20 protein-coding genes are annotated in these 21,314 nt (G+C 71.4%); 16 read left to right on the top strand and 4 right to left on the bottom strand.

The window, feature by feature from the left end; all coding sequences use genetic code 11:
• The first annotated feature begins 12 nt into the window (after window positions 1–12).
• Genes LL946_RS05535 through LL946_RS05525 form a run of 3 tightly spaced genes read left to right on the top strand, consistent with a single transcriptional unit; the run spans window position 13 to window position 2,065 of the window.
• On the top strand, window positions 13–612 hold the full coding sequence (locus LL946_RS05535) for a bifunctional 4-hydroxy-2-oxoglutarate aldolase/2-dehydro-3-deoxy-phosphogluconate aldolase (RefSeq protein WP_404385605.1): 600 nt from the start codon (window positions 13–15) through the stop codon (window positions 610–612).
• Window positions 609–1,550, top strand: coding sequence for a sugar kinase (locus tag LL946_RS05530; protein ID WP_404385603.1), 942 nt, complete (start codon window positions 609–611; stop codon window positions 1,548–1,550). Before LL946_RS05535 ends, LL946_RS05530 begins: the two co-directional genes overlap by 4 nt.
• Entirely contained in the window at window positions 1,547–2,065 is a 519-nt protein-coding gene (locus LL946_RS05525) for a gluconokinase (protein ID WP_404385601.1), read from the top strand. Before LL946_RS05530 ends, LL946_RS05525 begins: the two co-directional genes overlap by 4 nt.
• On the opposite strand, the gene LL946_RS05520 is transcribed toward LL946_RS05525, so the two are convergent.
• Entirely contained in the window at window positions 2,025–2,924 is a 900-nt protein-coding gene (locus tag LL946_RS05520) for an SGNH/GDSL hydrolase family protein (RefSeq protein ID WP_404385599.1), read from the bottom strand. The genes LL946_RS05525 and LL946_RS05520 overlap by 41 nt on opposite strands.
• 133 nt (window positions 2,925–3,057) lie before the next feature.
• On the opposite strand from LL946_RS05520, the gene LL946_RS05515 reads away from it, so the two are divergent.
• The 7 genes from LL946_RS05515 to LL946_RS05485 all read left to right on the top strand — a co-directional run bounded on the left by LL946_RS05515 (window position 3,058) and on the right by LL946_RS05485 (window position 13,404).
• Complete coding sequence (locus LL946_RS05515) at window positions 3,058–3,879, top strand: SGNH/GDSL hydrolase family protein (RefSeq protein ID WP_404385597.1); 822 nt, start codon at window positions 3,058–3,060, stop codon at window positions 3,877–3,879.
• Between the two features lie 30 nt (window positions 3,880–3,909).
• The gene (locus tag LL946_RS05510; RefSeq protein WP_404385593.1) at window positions 3,910–5,463 is read left to right on the top strand and encodes an LCP family protein; all 1,554 of its coding nucleotides are present in this window, start codon (window positions 3,910–3,912) and stop codon (window positions 5,461–5,463) included.
• Between the two features lie 100 nt (window positions 5,464–5,563).
• Window positions 5,564–8,128 (top strand): ATP-dependent chaperone ClpB, encoded by a 2,565-nt coding sequence (gene clpB / locus LL946_RS05505; RefSeq protein WP_404385591.1) that lies wholly within the window; start codon window positions 5,564–5,566, stop codon window positions 8,126–8,128.
• A gap of 188 nt (window positions 8,129–8,316) precedes the next feature.
• Window positions 8,317–9,945: a D-glucuronyl C5-epimerase family protein gene (locus LL946_RS05500; protein ID WP_404385589.1), complete on the top strand. Its 1,629-nt coding sequence runs from the start codon at window positions 8,317–8,319 to the stop codon at window positions 9,943–9,945.
• Window positions 9,946–10,014: 69 nt separating this feature from the next.
• The gene (locus tag LL946_RS05495; RefSeq protein ID WP_404385587.1) at window positions 10,015–11,043 is read left to right on the top strand and encodes a hypothetical protein; all 1,029 of its coding nucleotides are present in this window, start codon (window positions 10,015–10,017) and stop codon (window positions 11,041–11,043) included.
• Window positions 11,044–11,090: 47 nt separating this feature from the next.
• On the top strand, window positions 11,091–11,786 hold the full coding sequence (locus LL946_RS05490) for an LppX_LprAFG lipoprotein (RefSeq protein ID WP_404385585.1): 696 nt from the start codon (window positions 11,091–11,093) through the stop codon (window positions 11,784–11,786).
• The gene (locus tag LL946_RS05485; protein WP_404385583.1) at window positions 11,767–13,404 is read left to right on the top strand and encodes an MFS transporter; all 1,638 of its coding nucleotides are present in this window, start codon (window positions 11,767–11,769) and stop codon (window positions 13,402–13,404) included. The genes LL946_RS05490 and LL946_RS05485 overlap by 20 nt, the downstream gene beginning before the upstream one ends.
• A gap of 249 nt (window positions 13,405–13,653) precedes the next feature.
• Here the strand turns inward: LL946_RS05485 and LL946_RS05480 are convergent, their stop codons facing one another.
• Window positions 13,654–14,181 (bottom strand): superoxide dismutase family protein, encoded by a 528-nt coding sequence (locus tag LL946_RS05480; protein WP_404385581.1) that lies wholly within the window; start codon window positions 14,179–14,181, stop codon window positions 13,654–13,656.
• A gap of 144 nt (window positions 14,182–14,325) precedes the next feature.
• Here LL946_RS05480 and LL946_RS05475 point away from each other — a divergent pair, with 144 nt between their 5' ends.
• The 3 genes from LL946_RS05475 to LL946_RS05465 all read left to right on the top strand — a co-directional run bounded on the left by LL946_RS05475 (window position 14,326) and on the right by LL946_RS05465 (window position 17,427).
• On the top strand, window positions 14,326–14,856 hold the full coding sequence (locus LL946_RS05475) for an RNA polymerase sigma factor (protein ID WP_404385579.1): 531 nt from the start codon (window positions 14,326–14,328) through the stop codon (window positions 14,854–14,856).
• A complete protein-coding gene (locus LL946_RS05470) occupies window positions 14,853–15,488 on the top strand; it encodes a hypothetical protein (protein ID WP_404385577.1) in 636 nt (211 codons plus the stop codon). Before LL946_RS05475 ends, LL946_RS05470 begins: the two co-directional genes overlap by 4 nt.
• Before the next feature lie 82 nt (window positions 15,489–15,570).
• Window positions 15,571–17,427, top strand: coding sequence for a hypothetical protein (locus LL946_RS05465; protein WP_404385575.1), 1,857 nt, complete (start codon window positions 15,571–15,573; stop codon window positions 17,425–17,427).
• A gap of 13 nt (window positions 17,428–17,440) precedes the next feature.
• Here LL946_RS05465 and LL946_RS05460 read toward each other — a convergent pair whose 3' ends face one another.
• Complete coding sequence (locus LL946_RS05460) at window positions 17,441–18,310, bottom strand: alpha/beta fold hydrolase (RefSeq protein ID WP_404385573.1); 870 nt, start codon at window positions 18,308–18,310, stop codon at window positions 17,441–17,443.
• A complete protein-coding gene (locus tag LL946_RS05455; RefSeq protein WP_404385571.1) occupies window positions 18,307–19,092 on the bottom strand; it encodes an exodeoxyribonuclease III in 786 nt (261 codons plus the stop codon). The genes LL946_RS05460 and LL946_RS05455 overlap by 4 nt, the downstream gene beginning before the upstream one ends.
• A gap of 46 nt (window positions 19,093–19,138) precedes the next feature.
• Between LL946_RS05455 and LL946_RS05450 the strand changes: the two genes are divergently transcribed.
• The 3 genes from LL946_RS05450 (at window position 19,139) to LL946_RS05440 (ending at window position 21,313) form a co-directional block, all read left to right on the top strand.
• A complete protein-coding gene (locus LL946_RS05450) occupies window positions 19,139–19,924 on the top strand; it encodes an SDR family NAD(P)-dependent oxidoreductase (protein ID WP_404385569.1) in 786 nt (261 codons plus the stop codon).
• A gap of 10 nt (window positions 19,925–19,934) precedes the next feature.
• Complete coding sequence (pyrE, locus tag LL946_RS05445) at window positions 19,935–20,489, top strand: orotate phosphoribosyltransferase (RefSeq protein WP_404385567.1); 555 nt, start codon at window positions 19,935–19,937, stop codon at window positions 20,487–20,489.
• Between the two features lie 68 nt (window positions 20,490–20,557).
• Window positions 20,558–21,313, top strand: a complete 756-nt coding sequence (locus LL946_RS05440; protein ID WP_404385565.1) for a LemA family protein — start codon at window positions 20,558–20,560, stop codon at window positions 21,311–21,313.
• Window position 21,314 lies beyond the last annotated feature (1 nt).

The raw sequence follows: 21,314 nt of genomic DNA, 5'->3' as shown, positions 1-21,314 counted from the left end.
TCGCATCCCGTCATGGCGATCGTCCGGGGCACGTCGGAGCAGGCCTCGCTCGATGCCGGACGCGTCCTCCTCGAGGAGGGCATCCGGCTCGTCGAGGTCACCCTGACGACCCCGGGGGCGCTCTCGACCGTGGCCGCGCTGCGTGAGGCGGCACCCGAGGGTGCGTTCGTCGGTGTCGGTACCGTCCTCACCGAGGACGACGTCGCCGGGGTGGCCGCCGCTGGCGGCGACTTCGTCGTGACACCTGCCGTCACGCCCGCTGTGGCCGAGGCCGCACGACGCGGACTTCCCTGTGCCGCAGGCGCGTTCACGGCAACCGAGGCGTATGCCGCGTGGTCGGCAGGTGCCGAGGTCGTCAAGCTGTTCCCCGCGTCGGTCGGTGGCCCTGGCCACCTCAAGGCCCTGCGGGACCCCTTCCCCGACATCCCCTTCATGGCCGTCGGCGGGGTGGGGATCTCCGAGGCCAGGGCCTACCTCACCGCTGGCGCGATCGGCGCCGGTGTCGGCGGGCCGCTCGTCGGCGACGCCGCATCCGGTGGCTCGCTCGACGCCCTGCGCGCTCGGGCCCGGGCGTTCGCTTCGTGGGCCGGGGACGCCGGGGACCGGCGATGACCGCTGTCGTCACCCTCGGGGAGAGCCTGGCCTCCTTCAGGTCCGCGGGTCCGATCGGGTTCGGCCAGACGCTGACCCCGCACCTCGCGGGTGCCGAGGCCAACGTCGCGATCGGGCTGGCGCGTCTCGGCCACTCCGTGTCGTGGGTCGGCCGGGTGGGCGCGGACCCCTTCGGGCTGGAGGTCCTGCGCACCCTGCGCGGAGAGGGCGTCGACGTCACGGCAGCCGTCGTGGACGACTCCGCCGCGACCGGTCTGATGTTCGTCGAGCAACGCACGGCGGACCTCTCGCGCGTGCACTACGTCCGTTCGGGATCAGCCGGCTCCAAGGTGTCGGCGCAGGACCTGCCGGTCGAGACGATCCGGTCGGCCTCGCTGCTCCACGTCACCGGGATCACGCCCGCCCTGTCGACGGAGGCCGCCGAGGCCGTGAGCTCGGCCGTGGCCGTCGCCCACGAGGCGGGCGTGCGGGTCTCGCTCGACGTCAACCACCGCACCCGCCTGTGGAGCCGGGAGGAGGCCTCGCCCGTGCTGCGCGCGCTGCTGCCCCGGGTCTGGCAGGTCGTCGCCGGGGAGGACGAGCTCGACGTCGTCGCGGACGGCTCCGAGGACGACGCCGTCGCGGCGCTGCTCGGGCTGGGCGTTGAGCAGGTCGCCGTCAAGCGTGGCGCCGCCGGTGCGACCCTGCACACCCGTGAGGGTCGCGTGGACGCCGACGCCGTCGGCGTCACCGCGGTCGACACCGTGGGGGCCGGGGACGCCTTCTGCGCCGGCCTGCTCTCTGCAGTGCTTGACGGCGCCGCGCTCCCCGAGGCACTGGACCGTGCTGTGCTGCTCGGCGCCTGGGCTGCGAGCACCACGGGTGACTGGACCGGTCTGCCGACCCGTCCAGAGCTCGGCGAGCTCCTCTCCGTCCGTCCGGGCGAGACCCACCGATGAGCGGCGAGGCCACCACGCACGTCGTGGTCATGGGTGTCTCCGGCAGTGGCAAGACGACGGTCGCCCGCGGGATCGCCGCCGCGACCGGGTTCGAGTTCGCCGAGGCCGACGAGTTCCACCCTCCCGAGAACATCGCCAAGATGGAGGCAGGCACGCCCCTCACCGATGACGACCGCTGGCCCTGGCTCACCGCCCTCGCAGAGTGGATGCAGTCGAGGTCTCGTGACGGGGTGTCGACGATCATCACGTGCTCGGCGCTGAAGCGGACCTACCGCGACGTCCTGCGCGAGGGCCCGCCCTCGGTCACGTTCGTCCACCTCGACGGTCCCGTCGACGTCATCCGTGAACGGATGTCCGGGCGCCAGGGTCACTTCATGCCGGCGAGCCTGCTGCAGTCGCAGGTCGACACCCTCGAGCCGTTGGACGCCGACGAGCACGGAGTCATCCTCGACCTGCGCCGCTCACCGGAGGAGCTCATCGACGACGCTGTCGACTGGCTGACCGGCCGCCGCTGACGGTCCCGTCCGCGGACGCGTCACGGGCACCCGCCCAGGCCAGCTCCCGCTCGAGCTCCCGGGCACGGGAGCGTTCGCGCGCCAGGCGCTTCATGCCGTCGGCCGGCCGGATCGGCTGTGGCCACTTCGGGAGCGCCGCGTCGCCGTCGTAGCGACCGCTGAGGCGCCGGCGCACGAGGGGCAGCACCTCGGTGCGCACGAACCGGCCCTCGTCCCGGATGGCCTGTCGCCAGGCTCTCGGCTCCGTGTCGCCGAGGTCCCGCAGCCGCAGCGTGTGCGGGACCTCGAGCTCGCGCAGGACGAAGGCGGCCATGCGCTTGTGGCCCTGTCGGTTCATGTGGATCTTGTCCGGCGCCCAGAGCCGCCGGTCCTCGTACTCCCTCATGAGGGTGTGGTCGAGCAGGGTGGCGTCATGCGTGGCGGCGAGGTCGCGCACGGCGTCGTTGAAGGTGAGGACCCGTCGCCGCAGCGGCTCGAGGAGGGCGGTGGTCCGCATGTCGAAGGCGGTGAACACGAGCACCTGCGCCCCACCGGACCCGAGCCGCACGAGCGCCGCCTCGTAGCGGGCGACGAGCGAGTCGAGGTCCGCGCGCAGCGACAGGATGTCGTTCCCTCCGGCATAGAACGAGATGTGCGTCGGTGCCATCGCCAGCGTGTCCTCCACCTGCTCCTCGACGACCTGGTCGAGAACCTTGCTCCGGATCGCGAGGTTCGCGTACTCCCACCGCGGGTCGGCCCGACCGAGCTGGCGCGCCATCCGGTCCGCCCACCCCCGGAAACCGTTGGGGTAGTGCAGGTTCGGGTCACCCACCCCTTCCGTGAAGGAGTCGCCGACAGCGACGAAGCGACCAGTGTCCATGTGACATGCATGTCACGGGCCGGCCACCTCCCACCAGAGGAACCGGCAGGTGTCGGCTGATGTTCGCCGACTGGTTCCCGACGCGACAGGTGGGAGTCGCGGTCACGGTGGGCGGACGGCATACGGTCCGGTCGTGACCAGGTTCGTCGCCCTCGGCGACTCCCTCACCGAAGGTGTCGGCGACCCTCACCCCGCCTGGCCCAACGGGCTGCGCGGCTGGGCCGACCTCGTCGCCGCCCTGCTCGCCGAGAGGGACCCGGGCACCGAGTACGCCAACCTCGCACTGCGGGGACGGACCGCACGGGACGTCGCCACCGAGCAGCTGCCCGCCGCCCTGCTCATGCGGCCCGACATCGCCACGGTCTGGGCCGGCGGCAACGACATCCTGCGTCCGGTGCTGCGGCTCGACGACGTCCTCGGACCCGTCGACGTCGCGCTGGGTCGGCTCACCGCGACGGCGGGGACCGTCATCGTGTTCACCGGGTTCGAGGTCACCGGCTCGCCCGTCCTCGGTCCGGTGCGCGCACGGGTGCGTGAGCTCAACGCCGGGCTGCGGGTGCTCGCGCGCGACCACGGCGCGCTGCTCGCCGATGTCTCCGGCCGTGAGGAGTGGGGGGATCGCCGCCTGTGGGCGGCGGACCGGGTCCACCCGTCCGCGCTGGGTCACCGGCGGCTCGCCGCCCTCGTCGCCGGGCTCCTCGGGCTCCACCCCTCCGCTCCGCAGCCGCGTCCTCTGGAACCGCTCCGCGCCGGTCGGCTCTCGCACACCCTCGCCGAGGAGGCGCGGTGGTGGCGCCACCACGTGGCACCTCACGTGGCGAGGTGGGCGACCGGCGCCTCCCGTCGCGACCTCGTCCTGCCCAAATGGGGTGTGCCCGTGCGACCCGCGGGAGCGTCCCCGTGGGTCGGCTTCGGCGGCAACGATGTGGACGCGACTTCGGCGCAGTCACGGTGATGCAGCGGCGGGGCGCGGCATGATGTGCTCGTGCACAATGACGAGCCGCGCCGCTCCCGCAGGGCCCGGCATCATCGGGCCCCCGGTTCCTCCGCCGACGACGGGTTCGATGGGTACGACGGGTTCGACGGCGATGGCGACCTTGACGACTACGACGAGTACGACACCCACGCCGGGTCGGGCCGGTTCTTCGGCCTGACCGCCCTGAGCACGGTCCTGCCCGGTGCCGGGCTCATCCCCACACGCCGGCGCTCCTTCGGTCTGCTCCTCCTGCTGGGCGCGCTGCTCCTCGGCGCGCTCACCCTGTTCTACGCCTGGCGCAAGGGCTTCGTCGTCGCTGCGCTCGACCTCGCCGTGCGTCCCCGGATCCTCGTGACCCTGCTCGTCGCGACCGTCGTGGGCGCCGTCCTCTGGTGCGCCGGGATCCTGCTCACCGCGAGCGAGACCGCACCTCGCGGTCCCGGGCGGGGTTGGCGGGCCCTCTTCGCCGCGGTCTGCTGCCTGCTCGTCGTCGCGCCCGCGGTCACCGCGGTGCGCTACCTCACGATCCAGCACGACGTCGTGAGTGTCCTCACCGGCAGCAACGACGCCGACGAGGAGGACGCCAACGCTTGGGCGGACAAGCCCCGGGTCAACGTCCTGCTCCTGGGCTCGGACGCGGCGGACGACCGTGTCGGCGTGCGGACCGACTCGATGATGGTGGCGAGCATCGACACCCAGACCGGCCAGACGGTGCTCTTCAGCCTGCCGCGCAACCTCGAGTTCGCCCCGATCCCGTCCACCAACCCGCTGTCGAGGCTCTACCCCAGCGGCTACGACTGCGGCGACGAGTGCCTCCTCAACGGCATCTGGACGCTGGCGACCGACCACCCCGACCTCTTCCCCGGCGACGACAACCCGGGGCTGACGTCGACGCGCGACGTCATCGGCGAGATCCTCGGCCTCGAGATCGACCGGAGCCTCGTCGTCAGCCTGCGCGGGTTCCAGTCCCTCGTCGACGCCATGGGCGGGATCGACATCAACGTCAAGGAGCGGGTCTGCGTGTCGTGCAAGCTCGTCAACGGTCGCATCGTCTTCACCGACGACAAGGAACGTTGGATCGAGACGGGCCAGCAGCGCCTCGACGGCTACCACGCCCTCTGGTACGCCCGCTCCCGCGCCGGCAGTGACGACTACAGCCGGATGCGCCGCCAGCGCTGCGTGACCGGCGCGATCATCGACCAGGCCGACCCGGTCCAGCTGCTGCGCAACTACCCGGCGCTCGCCAACGTCGTCAAGGACAACCTGACGATCGACATCCCCACCAGCGAGCTGCCCGCGTGGGCCGAGCTCGTCGGCACGATCCAAGAGGAGGGCTCGATCCGGAGCCTGCCGATCACCAACAAGGTCGTCAGGGTCGCCGACCCCGACTACGCCAAGATCCGGCGGCTCGTGCAGTCGGCCCTGAACCCGCCGAGGCAGACCGCGGCTCCGTCGTCGTCCGCGCCTGCCGCCACGCCGACCCCGAGCGAGTCGGAGCCGGCAGCCACCCCCACCCCGAGCGAGCCCACCGACGAGGTCCAGGACCTGGCCACGGCCTGCTGAGCTCGACCCAAAGAAACTCAAAGTTGAGCGGAATCAACTCAACTCTGTGCTCGTTGCACCTGACGAACCCGTGACTCACGACCTTCAGGAGACTGCCACGATGGACCTCACGCCGACGACCAGGGTCGCCGAGGCGCTCGCGCTTGCGCAACGCACCGCGCAGGGCGCCGGCCACCCCGAGATCACCCCTGACCACCTCGCCCTCGCCCTCGCCGAGCAGCCGGACACCTCGACCCCCGCCCTCCTCGAGGCTGCGGGCACCACGGTCGACGCCGTTGCCTCCGCGGCGCGCTCCGCGCTCTCCCGTATGCCGGTCAGCTCCGGTCCCAGCACCACGACCCCGTCGCTCGGCCAGGCGGCCCTGGCCGTCCTCCAGCAGGCGAGCACCCTCATGTCGGCCAAGGGTGACACCCACCTCGCGACCGACCTGCTCGTCCTCGCCCTCGTCGAGAAGGGCGCGCTGCCCGGCGTCGAGCGCTCGGTGGCCAAGGACGTCGAGGCCCGGATCGACGAGCTCCGTGCCGGGCGCAAGGTGACCTCCGAGGCGCAGGAGAGTGGCAGCGAGTCGCTGGAGAAGTACGGCACCGACCTCACCGCCATGGCCCGCGACGGCAAGCTCGACCCCGTCATCGGCCGGGACTCCGAGATCCGCCGCGTGGTCCAGGTGCTCTCGCGCCGGACGAAGAACAACCCGGTCCTCATCGGTGAGCCCGGCGTCGGCAAGACCGCCGTGGTCGAGGGCCTCGCGCAGCGCATCGTCGACGGCGACGTCCCCGAGTCGCTGAGGGACAAGCGCCTCATCAGCCTCGACCTCGGCGCGATGGTCGCCGGCGCGAAGTACCGCGGTGAGTTCGAGGAGCGGCTCAAGGCCGTGCTCGAGGAGATCAAGGCCAGCAACGGCCAGATCGTCACCTTTATCGACGAGCTGCACACCGTGGTCGGTGCGGGTGCGACAGGCGAGGGCGCCATGGACGCCGGCAACATGCTCAAGCCGATGCTGGCGCGCGGCGAGCTCCGCCTCGTCGGTGCGACCACGCTCGACGAGTTCCGCGAGCACGTCGAGAAGGACCCGGCGCTCGAGCGCCGCTTCCAGCAGGTCTTCGTCGGTGAGCCCTCGGTCGAGGACACCGTGGCGATCCTGCGCGGTCTCAAGGAGCGCTACGAGGCGCACCACAAGGTCGAGATCGAGGACACCGCTCTCGTCGCCGCGGCCTCCCTGTCCGACCGCTACATCTCCGGCCGCCAGCTGCCCGACAAGGCCATCGACCTCGTCGACGAGGCGGCGTCGCGGCTGCGCATGGAGATCGACTCCAGCCCGGTCGAGATCGACGAGCTCAGTCGTGCCGTCGACCGGCTCAAGATGGAGGAGCTCCACCTCGAGCGCGAGACCGACGACGCCTCGGTCGAGCGCCTCGCCCGCCTTCGCGAGGACCTCGCCGACAAGTCCGAGCAGCTCACGGCTCTCAACGCCCGCTGGGACGCGGAGAAGTCCGGCCTCAACCGGGTCGGCGACCTCAAGGCCGAGGTCGACGAGGCCCGCACCCGTGCGGAGCGGTTCCAGCGCGACGGTGACTACGAGGCCGCCTCCCGCGTCCTCTACGGCGAGCTGCCCGAGCTCGAGAAGCAGCTCGCCGCCGCGAGCGAGGCCGAGGTCGCCCGCAGCGGCGACGACCTCATGGTCAAGGAGCGCGTCGGCGCCGACGACATCGCCGAGGTCATCTCGGCCTGGACCGGGATCCCGGCCGGCCGCCTCCTCCAGGGCGAGACCGAGAAGCTGCTCTCGATGGAGTCGATCATCGGCTCGCGCCTCATCGGCCAGACCGCGGCCGTGCAGGCCGTCTCCGACGCGGTCCGCCGCAGCCGGGCCGGCATCGCCGACCCCGACCGACCCACGGGCAGCTTCCTCTTCCTCGGCCCCACCGGTGTCGGCAAGACCGAGCTCGCGAAGTCGCTCGCCGACTTCCTCTTCGACGACGAGCGCGCCATGGTCCGCATCGACATGTCCGAGTACTCCGAGCGGCACGCCGTCGCGCGGCTCATCGGTGCACCTCCGGGCTACATCGGGCACGAGGAGGGTGGCCAGCTCACCGAGGCGGTGCGTCGCCGGCCGTACTCCGTCGTCCTCCTCGACGAGGTCGAGAAGGCCCACCCCGAGACCTTCGACATCCTGCTCCAGGTGCTCGACGACGGCCGTCTCACCGACGGCCAGGGCCGCACCGTCGACTTCCGCAACGTCATCCTCGTCATGACGAGCAACCTCGGCAGCCAGTTCCTCATCGACCCGACACTGGACCCGGGTGCCAAGCGGGAGGCCGTCATGGCGGCGGTGCGGGCGGCGTTCAAGCCCGAGTTCCTCAACCGCCTCGACGAGGTCGTCGTCTTCGACCCGCTCAGCCGCGAGGAGCTGACCCACATCGTCGAGCTCCAGGTCCGGGCCCTCGGGACGCGCCTCAAGGACCGGCGCATCGACCTCCTGGTGACCGACGCGGCGCGGGAGTGGCTCGCCGAGACCGGGTACGACCCGGCATACGGAGCTCGTCCGCTTCGCCGCCTGGTGCAGAAGGAGATCGGTGACCGGCTGGCTCGGGCCCTGCTCGCGGGCGAGGTGCGCGACGGCCAGGAGGTCACGGTGGACCGCGACGGCGAAGGGCTGACCCTGCGCTGATCCAGCGATGCCACGGGTCTCGTGACTTTTTCCCAAGATGGTCACGAGTTCTGTGACAACGCGATACTCTGTCGCCGTTGACTGGCCAGGGGGCCTGAGTCCGCGGGAAGCGTCGGGTTGGCGGCGTGGTGGTGAAAACCGGTTGCGGCGTCGCCTGTCTCTCCACCTCTCGAGCTCAAGGACCGGCTATGCGTCGATCGCGCACCACTCTCATCAGCCTGCTCGCTGCCGCGGCGGTCGCCGCGACGACGCCGCTCGCAGGGGCCCAGCCCCGAGCAGCGGTGGCGGCGAGCTCTCCCACCGTCGCGGTCACCGCCGCCGAACCCGGGGACAACCTGCTCGACATGGGTGGGCTCGACGGCACGCCCCTGCGGCCGACCCGGGACGTTGCCGCTGTCAAGAAGCGTCAGGCGGCTGTCCGGGAGACCACCACCCAGTCCTCACCAGGCCTGCGCCTCCCGACCGACCCGCCGATCTCGGGCTTCCTCTCGTCGGGCGCCACGCTCGTGGAGGCGCCGACCGCCGCCCGTCCGTACGACACGACGAAGATCACCCCGGGGGAGGGCTGGGGCGTCCGTGACTCGACGGACGTGCGCATGTTCTCGTTCGTCGGTGAGACCAAGCAGTGGAACCACCCGGTGGGCCAGGCCCAGTACGCCCTCTACAGCCTCAACTCCTACCGGCTGACCAAGGACCAGGCCTACCTGGACAGCGCGGCCAAGAACGCCCAGCGGCTCGTCGACCGCAGGGTCGAGTCCGGTGGCGCCTGGTACTACCCCTACGACTTCGACTTCGCCGTCCACGGCGACACCACCGAGACGCTCAAGGCACCGTGGTACTCCGGGATGGCCCAGGGCCAGGCCCTGTCGGTCTTCGTCCGCCTCTTCCAGGTGACGGGCGACGAGAAGTGGAAGACCGCTGCCGACGCGACCTACGCCAGCATGCGCCAGACGCCCGAAGGTGAGGCACCCTTCGCGTCCTGGGTCGACGAAAAGGGCCGCCTGTGGCTCGAGGAGTACCCGCGCTACCCCGTGGTCAACAGCGAGAAGGTCCTCAACGGCCACATCTTCGCGCTCTACGGCCTGCACGACTACTGGGTCCTCACCCAGAACGAGGAGGTGCGAGCCCTCACCCTCGGCGCCCTGCGCACGGTCGAGCTCACCGTGCCCGCCGAGTACAGGCGGCAGGGGGCGGTCAGCGTCTACTCGCTGCGGCACAAGGTCTCCACGCACTCGTACCACAGCGTGCACGTCCGGCAGTTCCTCGAGCTGTGGCGACTGACGAAGTCGCAGGTCTTCTACGTCAACACCGCCAACACCTACCGCTCCGACTACCCCCTCCGTGGTGGCACCGGCACGGCCGTCATCACCCCCCGGGTCACGAAGATGTACAAGGCAGACAACTTCGGCAAGATCACCGCGACCAAGGCGGTGTCGTTCGGTCGCACGACCGGGGCGCCGTTCGACCACCGTGTCCGGCTCCAGGGCGGTCCGATCGGCCTTCGCCTGTCCGCGGGAACGCACACCGGGTGGTTCGTGCCGGAGGGCTTCGGAGTGGCCTTCGCCAGGGGAGCGGTCGACGCCCACGCCTACCTCCCGAAGGTCACCATCCAGTTCACCCCGAAGACGTTCACGGCCTACCGCCTGGACGCCGCGGGCAACGTCTCCGGCTACAAGAACCTCACGATCACGCGGAACTCCAACGCACCTTCACCCCACAGCGCCACGGTGCAGGGCCGGCCCGCCTGGTACTTCCCGGACGGCGCCTTCGCCGGCCTCTGGGTGCCGATGCAGACCGGCATCAACCCCCTGTACTGATCTCTGCAGTCCCGCTATTCTGCGCCTGCCGCGTCCGGCGGCCGCTCATGTCCAAGGGGAAGACACGCCATGACCCACCTTCGCTCCCTGCGCTCGCGCATCGCGGCCGTCGCGACCGTCGGCATCGCCTCGCTCGCGCTGGTCGCACTGGTCGCACCTGCGGGTGCTGCTGACAGGCCCGTGGTCCGCAAGTCCGCGACCATCGAGAAGGACGTGGCGTGGAAGGCGGTCGACGCGGCACCGCTGGGCAGGAACCACACATCCGCCGTCACGAGCCCGGACAGCGGATCGAACCGGCTCGCCCTGGCCACGACGGCTGCCTCGCTGCCGTCCGACTGCATCACGGTCTTCCACCGGGCCCTCAACGGCGTGCTCGGCGAGTACCTTATCCGTGGCTCGGCTCCGTCCGGCTACCCCGTCGGGTCGATCACCGTCACGGACCCCGCCGGCGTCAAGGTGACCGTCCAGCCGAGGACGATGGCCTTCGTCCGTGTCCTGTCCTCCGCTCCCTACACGGAGCAGTACGCCGCCGTGAGCCCCGACGGACGGCTCATGTTCGTCAAGGTCGTGTGGGGATCGAGTGGGCCGGTGGTGTCGGGCACGATCGCCGGCACGACGGCGTGGCAGAGCGTCCGTGAGATCGCCGGCAGCGGCGTCGGCCGGCTCTACGCCCTCAACAACAGCGGCGGTGTGGCGCGCTACGGCATCAACACGAGCGGCGCGGTCACCAGCGTGCGGGCCATGAGCACCGCCGGCTGGGGCACCGTGTACTCGCTCGCACCGACCGGGGTCGGCACCTACAACGGCGCGGTCGTCGACGGCTTCCTCGCCATCACCGAGGCAGGGGCCCTGCACGAGTACCTCTTCAAGGCCGACGGCACCGGCTGGAACGGCTTCCGGCTGAGGAGCACGGGCTGGGCCGGGTTCGTCCACGTCTCCGCCGGCAGCTGCAGCAATGCGACCCGGCCGATCATCGGCGTCAACCGTGTCGGTGACGTCTATGCCTACCGCGACCTCAACGGCAGCAACCTCAACGGGTCCGACATCTCCGTCGTCGGCAGGATCGGTGGCCGGGCCCACGGCCTGATCTTCGACTGACGGCCGGCCACCCAGAGGTGCCAGCACCGGCCAGTAGGGTGTGCGCCATGCGACGACGCACTCTGCTGGCCGGTGCGGCTGCCGCCACCCTCGGGATCCTGACCGCGTGCTCCGGTGATGCCGAGCCCGAGCCCAAGGCGGACCCGAAGGCCGCGCTCGCCGCGGCCAAGGCCCACTTCGACGGCGCCAAGTTCGTGGGCCTGACCCTGTCGAGCAAGAACGTGCCGCAGACCGAGAACGGCGTCACCGGTGCCCTCGGCACGGGGGAGATCAGCGCGACCGAGCCCAAGTTCAAGGGCAGTGTCACGGCGACGATCAAGGGCGTGAGCGGTTCGGCCGACGTCATCACGATCGGTGACACGGCATACATGAAGTTCTTCACCCCGGGCTACAACCCGACCGACCTCGCGGAGCTGGGCGCGCCCAACCCCTCGAACTTCTTCGACCCGGCCAAGGGCATCTCCCAGCTGCTCGTCGACACGGCTGGGCCGACGACCGGCAAGCAGGTGCGCGACGGCGCGGCGGTGCTGCAGCAGTACTCGGGCACGCTGCCGGGCCCGCGCATCAAGGAGCTGTTCAACCTCGGCGACGGCACGGGCACCTTCGAGGTGACCTACGGCATCGCCGAGGGCGACCGGCTCCAGCTCGCCGAGCTCACCGGCCCATTCTTCGCCGGCGCGACGTCGACGTTCACCCTGCGCCTCAAGAACTACGGGACCGCGGTTGAGATCACCCGCCCCTAGGGCGCTGCTCGCGACGGCCTCGGTCGCGGTGGCGCTCGCCGCGGCCGACACCTATGTCGTCGTGCTCGCCCTCACCGACATGATGTCCGGCGTCGGCATCGGCATCGACTCGCTCCAGCGCGCGACGCCGATCATCTCCGGCTTCCTCCTCGGCTACATCGCCGTCCTGCCGCTCATCGGCCGGCTCGCCGACCTCACCGAACGACAGCGCGTGCTGCTCGGCTGCCTCGCGGTCTTCGTCGTGGGCTCGGCCATCACGGCGCTCGCGGTCGAGCTGCCGGTGCTCGTCGCGGGACGCGTCATCCAGGGCGTCGGCGGTGGTGGTCTCGTCCCCGCGACCCTCGCGATCGTCGCCCAGCTGTGGGACCGCGACCGGCGCGGCACCCCGCTCGGGGTCGTCGGCGCGGTGCAGGAGCTCGGGTCGGTGCTCGGTCCCGTGCTCGGGGCGGCCGTCCTCGCCGTCGCGGACTGGCGCGCCATCTTCTGGCTCAACGCCGCGCTGGGCGTCCTGCTCGCTGCCGCCGTGGTCGCCGTCGGCGGAGGTATGCCGTCCCGTCCCCGAGCGCTGCCCGTCGCCGTCACGCTCGTCGCCGCGGTGGTCGGGTGGCTGGCGCTCGCAGCCCCCGAGCCGCTCGTGACCTCGGTGTCGCTCGGGGTGCCGTTCGTGCCGTTCGGTGACGCGACCTCCCGCCTCGTCACCCCGGTCGGTGTCGTGGCGCTTGTGCTCGCGGCGCTGGCCGTGGCGCTGTGGGTGCGCGGCTCTTGGCCGGTGCTGCGCCGTGCCGACCTGGTGGGAGCCCTGCTGCTCGGAGGTGCGCTCGGCTGCATCGTGCTGACGTTCGCCGCAGCCGACCCGGAGAAGGAGATCGTCGGCCCCCTGGGGTTCGCGCTGCTGCCGTTCGGTGCGGTGCTCGCCGGCCTCTACCTGCTGCACCACCGGCGCGCTGCACAGCCCCTGGTGCCCCGAGGTGTCGTGCTCGGCCGCACGCGCTGGGCCCTGCTCGTCTCGCTGTGTGTCGGCGTCGCCCTCGTCGCCGTCGTCGTCGACGTGCCGCTGCTGGCCCGGCTGGTGTACACCGAGAGCGAGACGGTCGCGGCCTTCGTCCTCGTCCGCTTCCTCGTCGCCGTGCCGGTCGGCGCACTGCTCGGTGGCTGGTCGCTGCGCCGGCTCGGTGACGGGCTCGTGAGCGGGCTCGGCCTCGCGCTGGCGGCTGTCGGCCTCGTCGTCATGTCGACCTGGGGCCGTGGCTCGCTCGCGGAGTGGTCCTCAACCGTGGTGCTCGCGCTCGTGGGACTCGGGATCGGCCTCGCGCTGGCGCCGGTCAACAATGCCGCCCTCGCCGACTCACCCGAGGACGCCCACGGCACGGCCAGCGCGCTCGTGGTCGTCGCCCGGATGATCGGCATGGTCGTGGGTCTGGCCCTCCTGACCGCCATCGGACTGCACCAGTACTACGCCGCGGTCGCCGCCCTCCCGGACCAGACCGACACCCAGGCGCTGCTCGACGCTGCCATCGTTCAGGTCGAGTGGGTCTTCCGCGGAGCCGCGGTCGCCGCTGCTGTCGGGGCCGTCGCGTCGGTCATGCTCGGCCTCGGCCGCCGCCGGCTCAGCGCCTGACCGCGTCGGCGCCCAGCCCGTCGGGGCGACCCGCAACCCCGCGGCCACCACGGCGCACACGCCCAACATCACGGTGAAGCCCGCGAGCGTCCGAGCCGTGAAGGGCTCCTCGGACGATCCCACGAGGGTGGGCATGAGGGCGACGAACCCGATGAGCACCAGCACTCCGCAGGCCCGCGCCCACCGGTTGCGCGAGGCCACGACGGCCATGCCGACGATGGGCGGCAGCAAGGTGGCGCAGCGCCGTCATCACCACGACACCGTCAGGCACGCGAGACGGGGACCCGCACCGCCGGTCTGCGGGTTGGTGGGAGCCGCGTGGACGACGACCGACCGGTTCCCGGACTCCGGGACGAACGGGACGCTCGCGGTGCTCGTGCCAGCGCCGTCCTCGACGGTGAAGTCGAGCCAGATCTCGGTGCGGTCGCTGATCCCGGAGACCGGGGTCTGACCGTGCACGTACGAGTTGTAGTGCGGCCCGGCCGCGGCTCCGTCGCCGGCGATGCAGGGGCCGTCGTGCAGGTGCGCGCCGAACGTGTCACCGTCGACCGAGGTGTCGATCCCCTTGACCGTGAGCACGGCGTGACTGCCCTTCGCCGACTCCACGATCTGCACCCGCGCACGAGCCTCGTCGAAGGGTCCGGAGGACGCCGGGGCGAAGTCACTGAGCGGACCGCCGGTGCGGATGAGTCCGCCAAGTGCCAGCGCGGGGGTGGCCGTGAGGAGGACGATGGCGCCAGCGACGGCGGTGATCTTGAGCTGTGAGGAGGTGGGCATCGGGTGTCCTTTCTGAAGGATCGGCGAGGTGCCGACACCGATGCAGACGCAGCCGCACGCGCTGTGGGTGACACCGGAAACCGACGAAAAAAAGACCGTTCCGGCGGTCACCCGACCACCCCTGCTCGCGCGTCTGTCAGGGCGATGGAGACCGTCGCCGAGCTCGCGCTCGACCCGCTCGACGTCGGGCCCAGCCTCGATGTCCCTGCGCTCTTCGCGCAGGAGGGCGCCTCCCTCACCCGGCTCGCCAGCTTCTACCTCGACGACCGCACGGCCGCCGAGGACCTCGTCCAGGAGGCGTTCATCAGGCTCACCAGGTCGTCGGCACGGATCCGCCAGCGGGGCAGCGCAGCGGCATACCTTCGGTCGATCATCATCAACCTGGCCCGCGACCACAACCGGCGCGGCCTCGTCTCGCTGCGGCACCGGCCGCCGGCCGTCCAGGACGCCCCGTCGGCGGAGGAGGACGCGCACAGCCGCGCGGAGCGGCAGGAGGTCATCGACGCGCTGCGGGCCCTGCCGAAGCGGCAGCGTGACTGCGTCACCCTGCGCTACTACCTCGACCTCGGGATCCCCGACATCGCCGAGACGTTGGGCCTGTCCGCCAACACCGTGAAGACCCATCTCCAACGGGGGATGGCCAGCCTCGCGCAGACCCTGGAGGTCGACCGATGAGCAACCTCGAGGACCGCCTGACCCGAGCCCTGACCGACTACCCGGCCGAGCCCTCGCCGGACCTCTTCGAGCGGGTCGTCGAGAGCATCGCGGCCGATCGCGCGCGCCGCCGCATCCTCGTCCAATGGTCCCTGGTGGGACTGCTCGTCATCGCCGCGACCGTGGCGGCCGTCCTCATCCTCACTCCCCGTCACGAGAACGGAACCCTTGCCATGCCCTGGTGGATCCTCGAAGTCGCCACGAACCTCGTCCTCGTCGCCATCGCACTGTGGCTCGGTCCGTTCATCAAGAGGTTCGGACGCGCCTATGCCGCAGACGTCTTCCACGACAATCCGCTCACGGGCAAGAGCTACATCGTCCTTACGGACATCGTCTACTACCTCATCTTCACGGCCTACATCCTCTTCACGCTCAAAGTGGGACCGGAGGCCGGATGGGACTACGTCGAGCCGGTCACCGTCTCGGCTGCACAGGTGACCTACTCGCTCAGCCGTATCGGTGGGATCCTGCTCATCATCGGCATCCTGCACGGGCTCAACATCGTCCTCATGCCGGTCCTCGGCCGGCTGTTCTCGCTCAACCGTCGGCTGCCCGACCGCGTCGGGCCGGCGCGGGACCGGGTCGAGTACTGAGCGAAGCGGTCGTCTGCCCGGGGCGTGACGGCCGACTCCTGCTCGGCGGGCGCCGCCGGCTCGGCGCACCTAGGTTGGGTCCATGGCCACGCCTTCGCGCTCGCGCACCGCTCGCCCAGCCGCCCTCGCCCTTGCCCTCGCCACCGGCGCGGGGTGCTTCGCCGCCGGGGGAGGTGCTGCCCGGGCGGCCGAACCGACGACCATGACGCCCATCGGTGGGGGCTACACCCTCGAGACCCTGCAGGGGTTCTCGCGCGCGGCCGCCGACGGTGCGAGCGGGCCGAGTGTCGACATCGTCGTCGTGCCCTCCTCCTACGGTGACGCACCCGCGGACCGCGACGCGAACCTCACCCTCGCCCAGCAGCGCACCGACGAGGTCGACGCCGCCTGCGACGCCGTCGTGGCGGCACCCTTCACCGGGTGCACCGCCGTCCTCGCGCCGCTGCTCAACCGCGCGGACGCCGAGGACCCGGCGAACTCGTCGATGCTCACCGAGCAGACCGACGGCGTGTTCATCCTCGGCGGCGACCAGGGCCTGGCGATGTCGGTCCTCGCCGAGTCACCGGCCGAGGCCGCCCTCGAGGCGGCGTTCACCCGTGGCGCCGCCGTCGGTGGCACCAGTGCAGGTGCGGCCGTCGAGTCGCGCAGCATGATCAACGGCTACGTCGGCGACCTCGGCCCGTGGGACGGCCTCCGGCGGGGCAGCTCGCTCATGTGGTGGGGCGACGACACCGACCGGGAGCGGGGCCTGCGGTTCGGCTCGGAGCGCGCGATCTACGACCAGCACTTCTACCAGCGCGGGCGCTTCGGTCGCCTGTTGTCGACCCTGGCCACCTCCGACGAGCGTTTCGGCGGGGTGAGCAAGGTCGGCGTCGGCGTGGACTACGCCACCGGCACCCACAACACCGGCGACGCCACCCTGTCACGGACCTTCGGCGCCTCGTCGGTGGCCGTGCTCGACCTCGAGTCGCTCTCGTCGCGGGTGTCGTGGGTCGGACCGCACAGCGTCCTCTCCACCCGCAACGTCCTGGCCCACCTCCTGCCGCCGGACGCGCAGGGGAGCGTGACGGCATACGACCTCGTGGGGCGCGCGGTCACGCGCAACGGGACCGCGGTCGCCGTGCCGGCCCCGGCCCCTGCGGTGGGTCCGGAGATCGACGGGGCGGCGGGGACGGTCTACCTCGGTGGCGACGTCGTGGGCGGTGCCTCCACGACGGTCGTCAGCCGGTTCGTCGCCGACGTCAAGGCCGCCGTCGCGTCCGGCTCGCAGTCGCGGGTCGTCGTCCTCGCAGCGTCGTTCAAGGACAGGAAGGCGACCAGGGCCTACACCGACGCGCTCAAGGCCGCCGGGTGGACCGGGACCACCGAGGTGGTCGAGCAGGGCAAGCGCTCCAGGGTCATGATGACTGGAGCCGCTGGCGTGCTGCTCGTCGGCGAGACACCGGCATCCGTGGACACGGCCCTGGGTGACCCGGCGTTCGCGGCGCAGGTGAGGACTGCCGTCCTCACGACTCCGGTGGTCCTCGCCGACCGCCACCTCACCGCTGGTCTGGGCACGTGGTTCTCGACCAAGGCCGACCCGACGGACACGAACTACGAGGACGAGGCGATCGCCAACTTCCGCACCGGTGACGGACAGTGGCAGCGCGGACTCGGGCTCGTGACAGGCTCGCTCGTGCCCTCGCTCACCCTCGACTACCGCTGGGGCAAGCTGTTCGACCTGGGCGCGCTCGATGGTGACCAGGTCGTCTGGGGCATCGGCGAGGACACCGCCGTCCGCCTGACCCCGGGTGCTGCAGCAGCGGTGGTCGGTGACGGATCGGTCGTCGCGCTCGACCCGCGCGGCGCCGAGTTCTGGACCGGCCCCAACGGCGCCATCGGTGCCGTCAACGCACTGCTCAACACCTTCGGCGACGGCGAGGCGCTCTCGCTCGGGTGAGCCGGCCGGCGCCTCAGCGCTGATCGAGTAGCTCGATGAGGGCGTCGGCGACCATGTCGGTCGCCTCGTGGGTGAGCATGTGCCCCTTGCCGGGCAGGAGGGTGAGCCGCGAACCCGGTATGCCGTCGTGCAGGCTGCGTGCCCACCGCACCGGGGTTAGCCGGTCCTTGGTGCCGACGAGGATGTGGGTCGGTATGCCGGCGAGCTCGGCCAGAGCCTCGGTCTCGTCGTGGTCGCGGATCGAAGCAAAGTAGCGACCGGTGGTGGCGAGCGAGGTCCTGCCCATGGTGCGCACCATGTCGCTGACGACCTGCTTGTCCGCGCTCTCGCCGAAGTTGAGGCCGCGGAGCACCGAGCTCGGGATGAGCATTCCCGTGCGCAGCAACGGAACTCGCGCGGCGACGGCCATCGCGAGAGCCTCGCCGCGCACCTCGGGCCGACCCTCCACGGTCGCGGTGGTCGAGAGGAGGGCGACCCCACGGACCCGGTCGCGGAGCTGGTCGGCGTGCCGGCCGGCATACGCCAGGACGGTCATCCCACCCATCGAGTGGCCGCCGAGGACCAGGGGACCGGAGGGCGCGGTGGCCGCGATGACGGCCGCGAGGTCGTCGGCCAGGCCCTTGATCGACTGCTGCTTCGTGGAGCCCCACGTCGAGCGGCCGTGGCCTCGCTGGTCGTAGGTGACGACGCGAACTGCCCTGTGCGACTGCACTTCTCGCACGACCGGCTCCCAGCTGGCGCGGGCGAGGGTCCAGCCGTGGGCGAGGACGAGGGTGGGCGTGTCATCGTCCGGGGCCGTCGCCGGGACGAACTCCGTCGCGGCGAGGGACGCGCTGTGGGCCGCGGGGATGGTCAGCGTTCGCTCGGTGGTCCGGGTGGTCACTGGTCGGCCACCTCGATGACGACGGGGGCGTGGTCGCTCGCACCCTGGCCCTTGCGCTCCTCCCGGTCGATCGCCGCGCCCTGCACTCGTCGCGCGAGCGGGTCGGACGCGAGGATGAAGTCGATCCGCATGCCTCGGCGCTTCTGGAACGCCAGCCGCTGGTAGTCCCAGTAGGTGAAGGTCCCGGGCTCGGTGTGCGGGCGGACGACGTCGCTGACCCCGGCGTCGAGCACCGCCTGGAAGGCCGCGCGCTCGGACGGGCTGACGTGGCTCTTGTCGAGGTAGTACTCCATCGACCAGACGTCGTCGTCCTGCGGCGCGATGTTCCAGTCGCCCATGAGGGCGAACGGCACCTCCTCGGCGGCCCAGGCAGCGGTCTGGACGCGCAGCGTGTCGAGCCAGGCGAGCTTGTACTGCATGTGCGGGTCGGTGATGTGCCGCCCGTTGGGGACGTAGAGCGACCAGAGGCGGATGCCGTTGCACGTCGCCCCGATCGCCCGCGCCTCCTCGACGGCCGGCTCACCCCAGTGCGGCAGGTCGGGGAAGCCCCGGCTCACGTCGTCGAGGCCGACGCGGGAGGCGATCGCGACGCCGTTCCACTGGTTGAGGCCGTGGTGCGCCACGGCATACCCGAGGTCCGCGAAGCGCTCGAACGGGAACTGGTCCTCGCGGCACTTCGTCTCCTGGATCGCGAGGACGTCGACGTCGGTCCGTTGCAGCCAGGCCTCGACACGGTCGATGCGGGAGCGGATGGAGTTGACGTTCCAGGTGGCGATACGCACCCGGCCACACTACCCACGGGTATGTCGCGTGCTTAGGGTCGTGCCCATGACCACCTCACTCGTCACGGGAGCCACCGCCGGGATCGGCCGGGAGTTCGCCCTCCAGCTCGCCGCACGGGGCGACGACCTCGTCCTCGTCGCGCGCGACCTCGCGCGGCTCGAGGCCCTGGCAGCGGAGCTGCGGGCCGCACACGGGGTGGACGTCGAGGTCCTTCCCGCGGACCTCACCGACCGCCGGGCGCTCGGCGCGGTGGCTGAGCGAGTGGCGTCGACCGAGCGACCGGTCGACCTCGTCGTCAACAACGCCGGCTTCTCGCTCAAGGGGTCCTTCCTCGAGCACGACATCACGCAGGAGGAGGCCCAGTTCGACGTGCTCGCCCGCGCCGTGCTGGTCCTCTCGCACGCCGCGGGTCGGGCCATGAGGGAGCGCGGGCGCGGCGCGATCGTCAACGTCTCGTCGGTGGCGTCCTTCATCGCGTCCGGCGCCTACTCGGCGAGCAAGTCTTACGTCACCGTCCTGAGCGAAGGGCTGGCCAGCGAGCTCGCCGGGTCGGGTGTCACGGTCACCGCGCTCTGCCCCGGCTTCACGCACACCGAGTTCCACCAGCGCGCGGACGTCGACATGTCGAGGCTGCCGGAGTTCGTGTGGCTCGACGCGCCCCGGCTCGTGCGCGACGCCTTGGCCGACGTGGCCAAGGGCAAGGTCGTGTCGGTGCCGAGCCCGCTCTACAAGGCGGCGGTCGCGGCGCTGCGGGTCATCCCGCGCCCGCTCGTGCGTGCGACGTCCCGCTCGGCGCACCGCCCCTCGTCCGTCGCCGGCACAGGTCGGTAGCCTCGGGGCCGTGACTGACATCGCTGCCGACCGCGCCCGCCTGCTCGAGATCATCAGGGACAAGGCCATCGTCCACGGCCGCGTCACGCTGTCGTCGGGCAAGGAGGCGGACTACTACGTCGACCTGCGCCGCATCACCCTCGACGGCGAGGCCAGCCCGCTCGTCGGACGGGTCATGCGCGACCTCGTCGCCGACCTCGAGTTCGACGCGGTCGGTGGGCTGACGCTCGGGGCCGACCCGGTCGCGACCTCGATGCTCCACGCGGCGGCCGCCGCGGGCGAGCGGCTCGACGCCTTCGTCGTCCGCAAGGCCGGCAAGGCGCACGGACTCCAGCAGCGCATCGAGGGCCCGTCGATCGAGGGCCGGCGCGTCCTCATCGTCGAGGACACCTCGACCACGGGCGCCTCGCCGCTCGACGCGGCCAAGGCAGCCCAGGAGGCGGGCGCCACCGTCGTCGGTGTCGCGACCATCGCGGACCGCGCCACGGGTGCCGCCCAGGTGTTCGCCGACGCCGGGCTCGGCTACCGGCACGCCTTCGGGCTCGAGGACCTCGGACTCGCCTGAGGATCCCGGGCGCGGGGGCGCCCAGGGCCTAGGATCGCGAGCGAGACGCCACCAACAGGGGAGTTCACATGATCACCGCCATCATCATCATCGTCGTCGTCCTGCTGCTCGTCGGCGTCGTCGTCGGGATGTACAACGGCCTCATCAAGCTGCGCAACCTCGTGCAGGAGGCCTGGCGCCAGATCGATGTCGAGCTCACCCGGCGCCACGACCTCATCGGCAACCTCGTCGAGACGGTCAAGGGCTACGCAGCCCACGAGCGCGGCACCCTCGAGGACGTCATCAAGGCCCGCAGCGCAGCGATGGCGCCCAACCAGTCGCCGGGCCAGCAGGCCGAGAGCGAGAACATGCTGAGCCAGGCCCTCGGTCGCCTGCTCGCCATCGCCGAGGCCTACCCCGACCTCAAGGCCAACCAGAACTTCATGGCCCTCCAGCAGGAGCTCACGAGCACCGAGGACCGGATCGCCTCGTCGCGTCGCTACTACAACGCGACCGTCCGTGACCTCAACACCAAGGTCGAGACCGTCCCGACGAACTTCATCGCCGGCATGTTCGGGATCAAGACGGCCGAGTACTTCGAGGCCGTCGGCGAGCAGCGCGAGGCCCCCAAGGTCGACTTCGGCCAGCGCGACGCGACGATCCCGCCGCCGAGCGGCTACGCCCCGAGCGCGCCGAGCGCCTCGACGCCGCCGGGCCCGCAGTCACCCGCGGACACCCCCGCGGCGCCGGCCGCGCCACCGGCGCCGCCCGTCGAGCAGACCCAGCCGATCGACCCGACGACGCCCGGCGACACCCCACCGGCGCCACCGGCGCCCCGCGTCTGAG

This window comes from Knoellia locipacati, from assembly GCF_044791685.1.
Classification (GTDB): Bacteria; Actinomycetota; Actinomycetes; order Actinomycetales; family Dermatophilaceae; genus Knoellia; species Knoellia locipacati_A.
This window is presented reverse-complemented; position numbering and strand designations above follow the sequence as displayed.

Excerpts from the sequence above, each read along its gene's own strand:
- LL946_RS05535 (WP_404385605.1), top strand. The coding sequence starts at position 13 with ATGGCGATCGTCCGGGGCACGTCGGAGCAGGCCTCGCTCGATGCCGGA.
- LL946_RS05530 (WP_404385603.1), top strand. The coding sequence starts at position 609 with ATGACCGCTGTCGTCACCCTCGGGGAGAGCCTGGCCTCCTTCAGGTCC.
- LL946_RS05525 (WP_404385601.1), top strand. The coding sequence starts at position 1,547 with ATGAGCGGCGAGGCCACCACGCACGTCGTGGTCATGGGTGTCTCCGGC.
- LL946_RS05520 (WP_404385599.1), bottom strand. The coding sequence starts at position 2,924 with ATGGACACTGGTCGCTTCGTCGCTGTCGGCGACTCCTTCACGGAAGGG.
- clpB (WP_404385591.1), top strand. The coding sequence starts at position 5,564 with ATGGACCTCACGCCGACGACCAGGGTCGCCGAGGCGCTCGCGCTTGCG.
- LL946_RS05500 (WP_404385589.1), top strand. The coding sequence starts at position 8,317 with ATGCGTCGATCGCGCACCACTCTCATCAGCCTGCTCGCTGCCGCGGCG.
- LL946_RS05495 (WP_404385587.1), top strand. The coding sequence starts at position 10,015 with ATGACCCACCTTCGCTCCCTGCGCTCGCGCATCGCGGCCGTCGCGACC.
- LL946_RS05490 (WP_404385585.1), top strand. The coding sequence starts at position 11,091 with ATGCGACGACGCACTCTGCTGGCCGGTGCGGCTGCCGCCACCCTCGGG.
- LL946_RS05480 (WP_404385581.1), bottom strand. The coding sequence starts at position 14,181 with ATGCCCACCTCCTCACAGCTCAAGATCACCGCCGTCGCTGGCGCCATC.
- LL946_RS05475 (WP_404385579.1), top strand. The coding sequence starts at position 14,326 with ATGGAGACCGTCGCCGAGCTCGCGCTCGACCCGCTCGACGTCGGGCCC.
- LL946_RS05470 (WP_404385577.1), top strand. The coding sequence starts at position 14,853 with ATGAGCAACCTCGAGGACCGCCTGACCCGAGCCCTGACCGACTACCCG.
- LL946_RS05465 (WP_404385575.1), top strand. The coding sequence starts at position 15,571 with ATGGCCACGCCTTCGCGCTCGCGCACCGCTCGCCCAGCCGCCCTCGCC.
- LL946_RS05450 (WP_404385569.1), top strand. The coding sequence starts at position 19,139 with ATGACCACCTCACTCGTCACGGGAGCCACCGCCGGGATCGGCCGGGAG.
- LL946_RS05440 (WP_404385565.1), top strand. The coding sequence starts at position 20,558 with ATGATCACCGCCATCATCATCATCGTCGTCGTCCTGCTGCTCGTCGGC.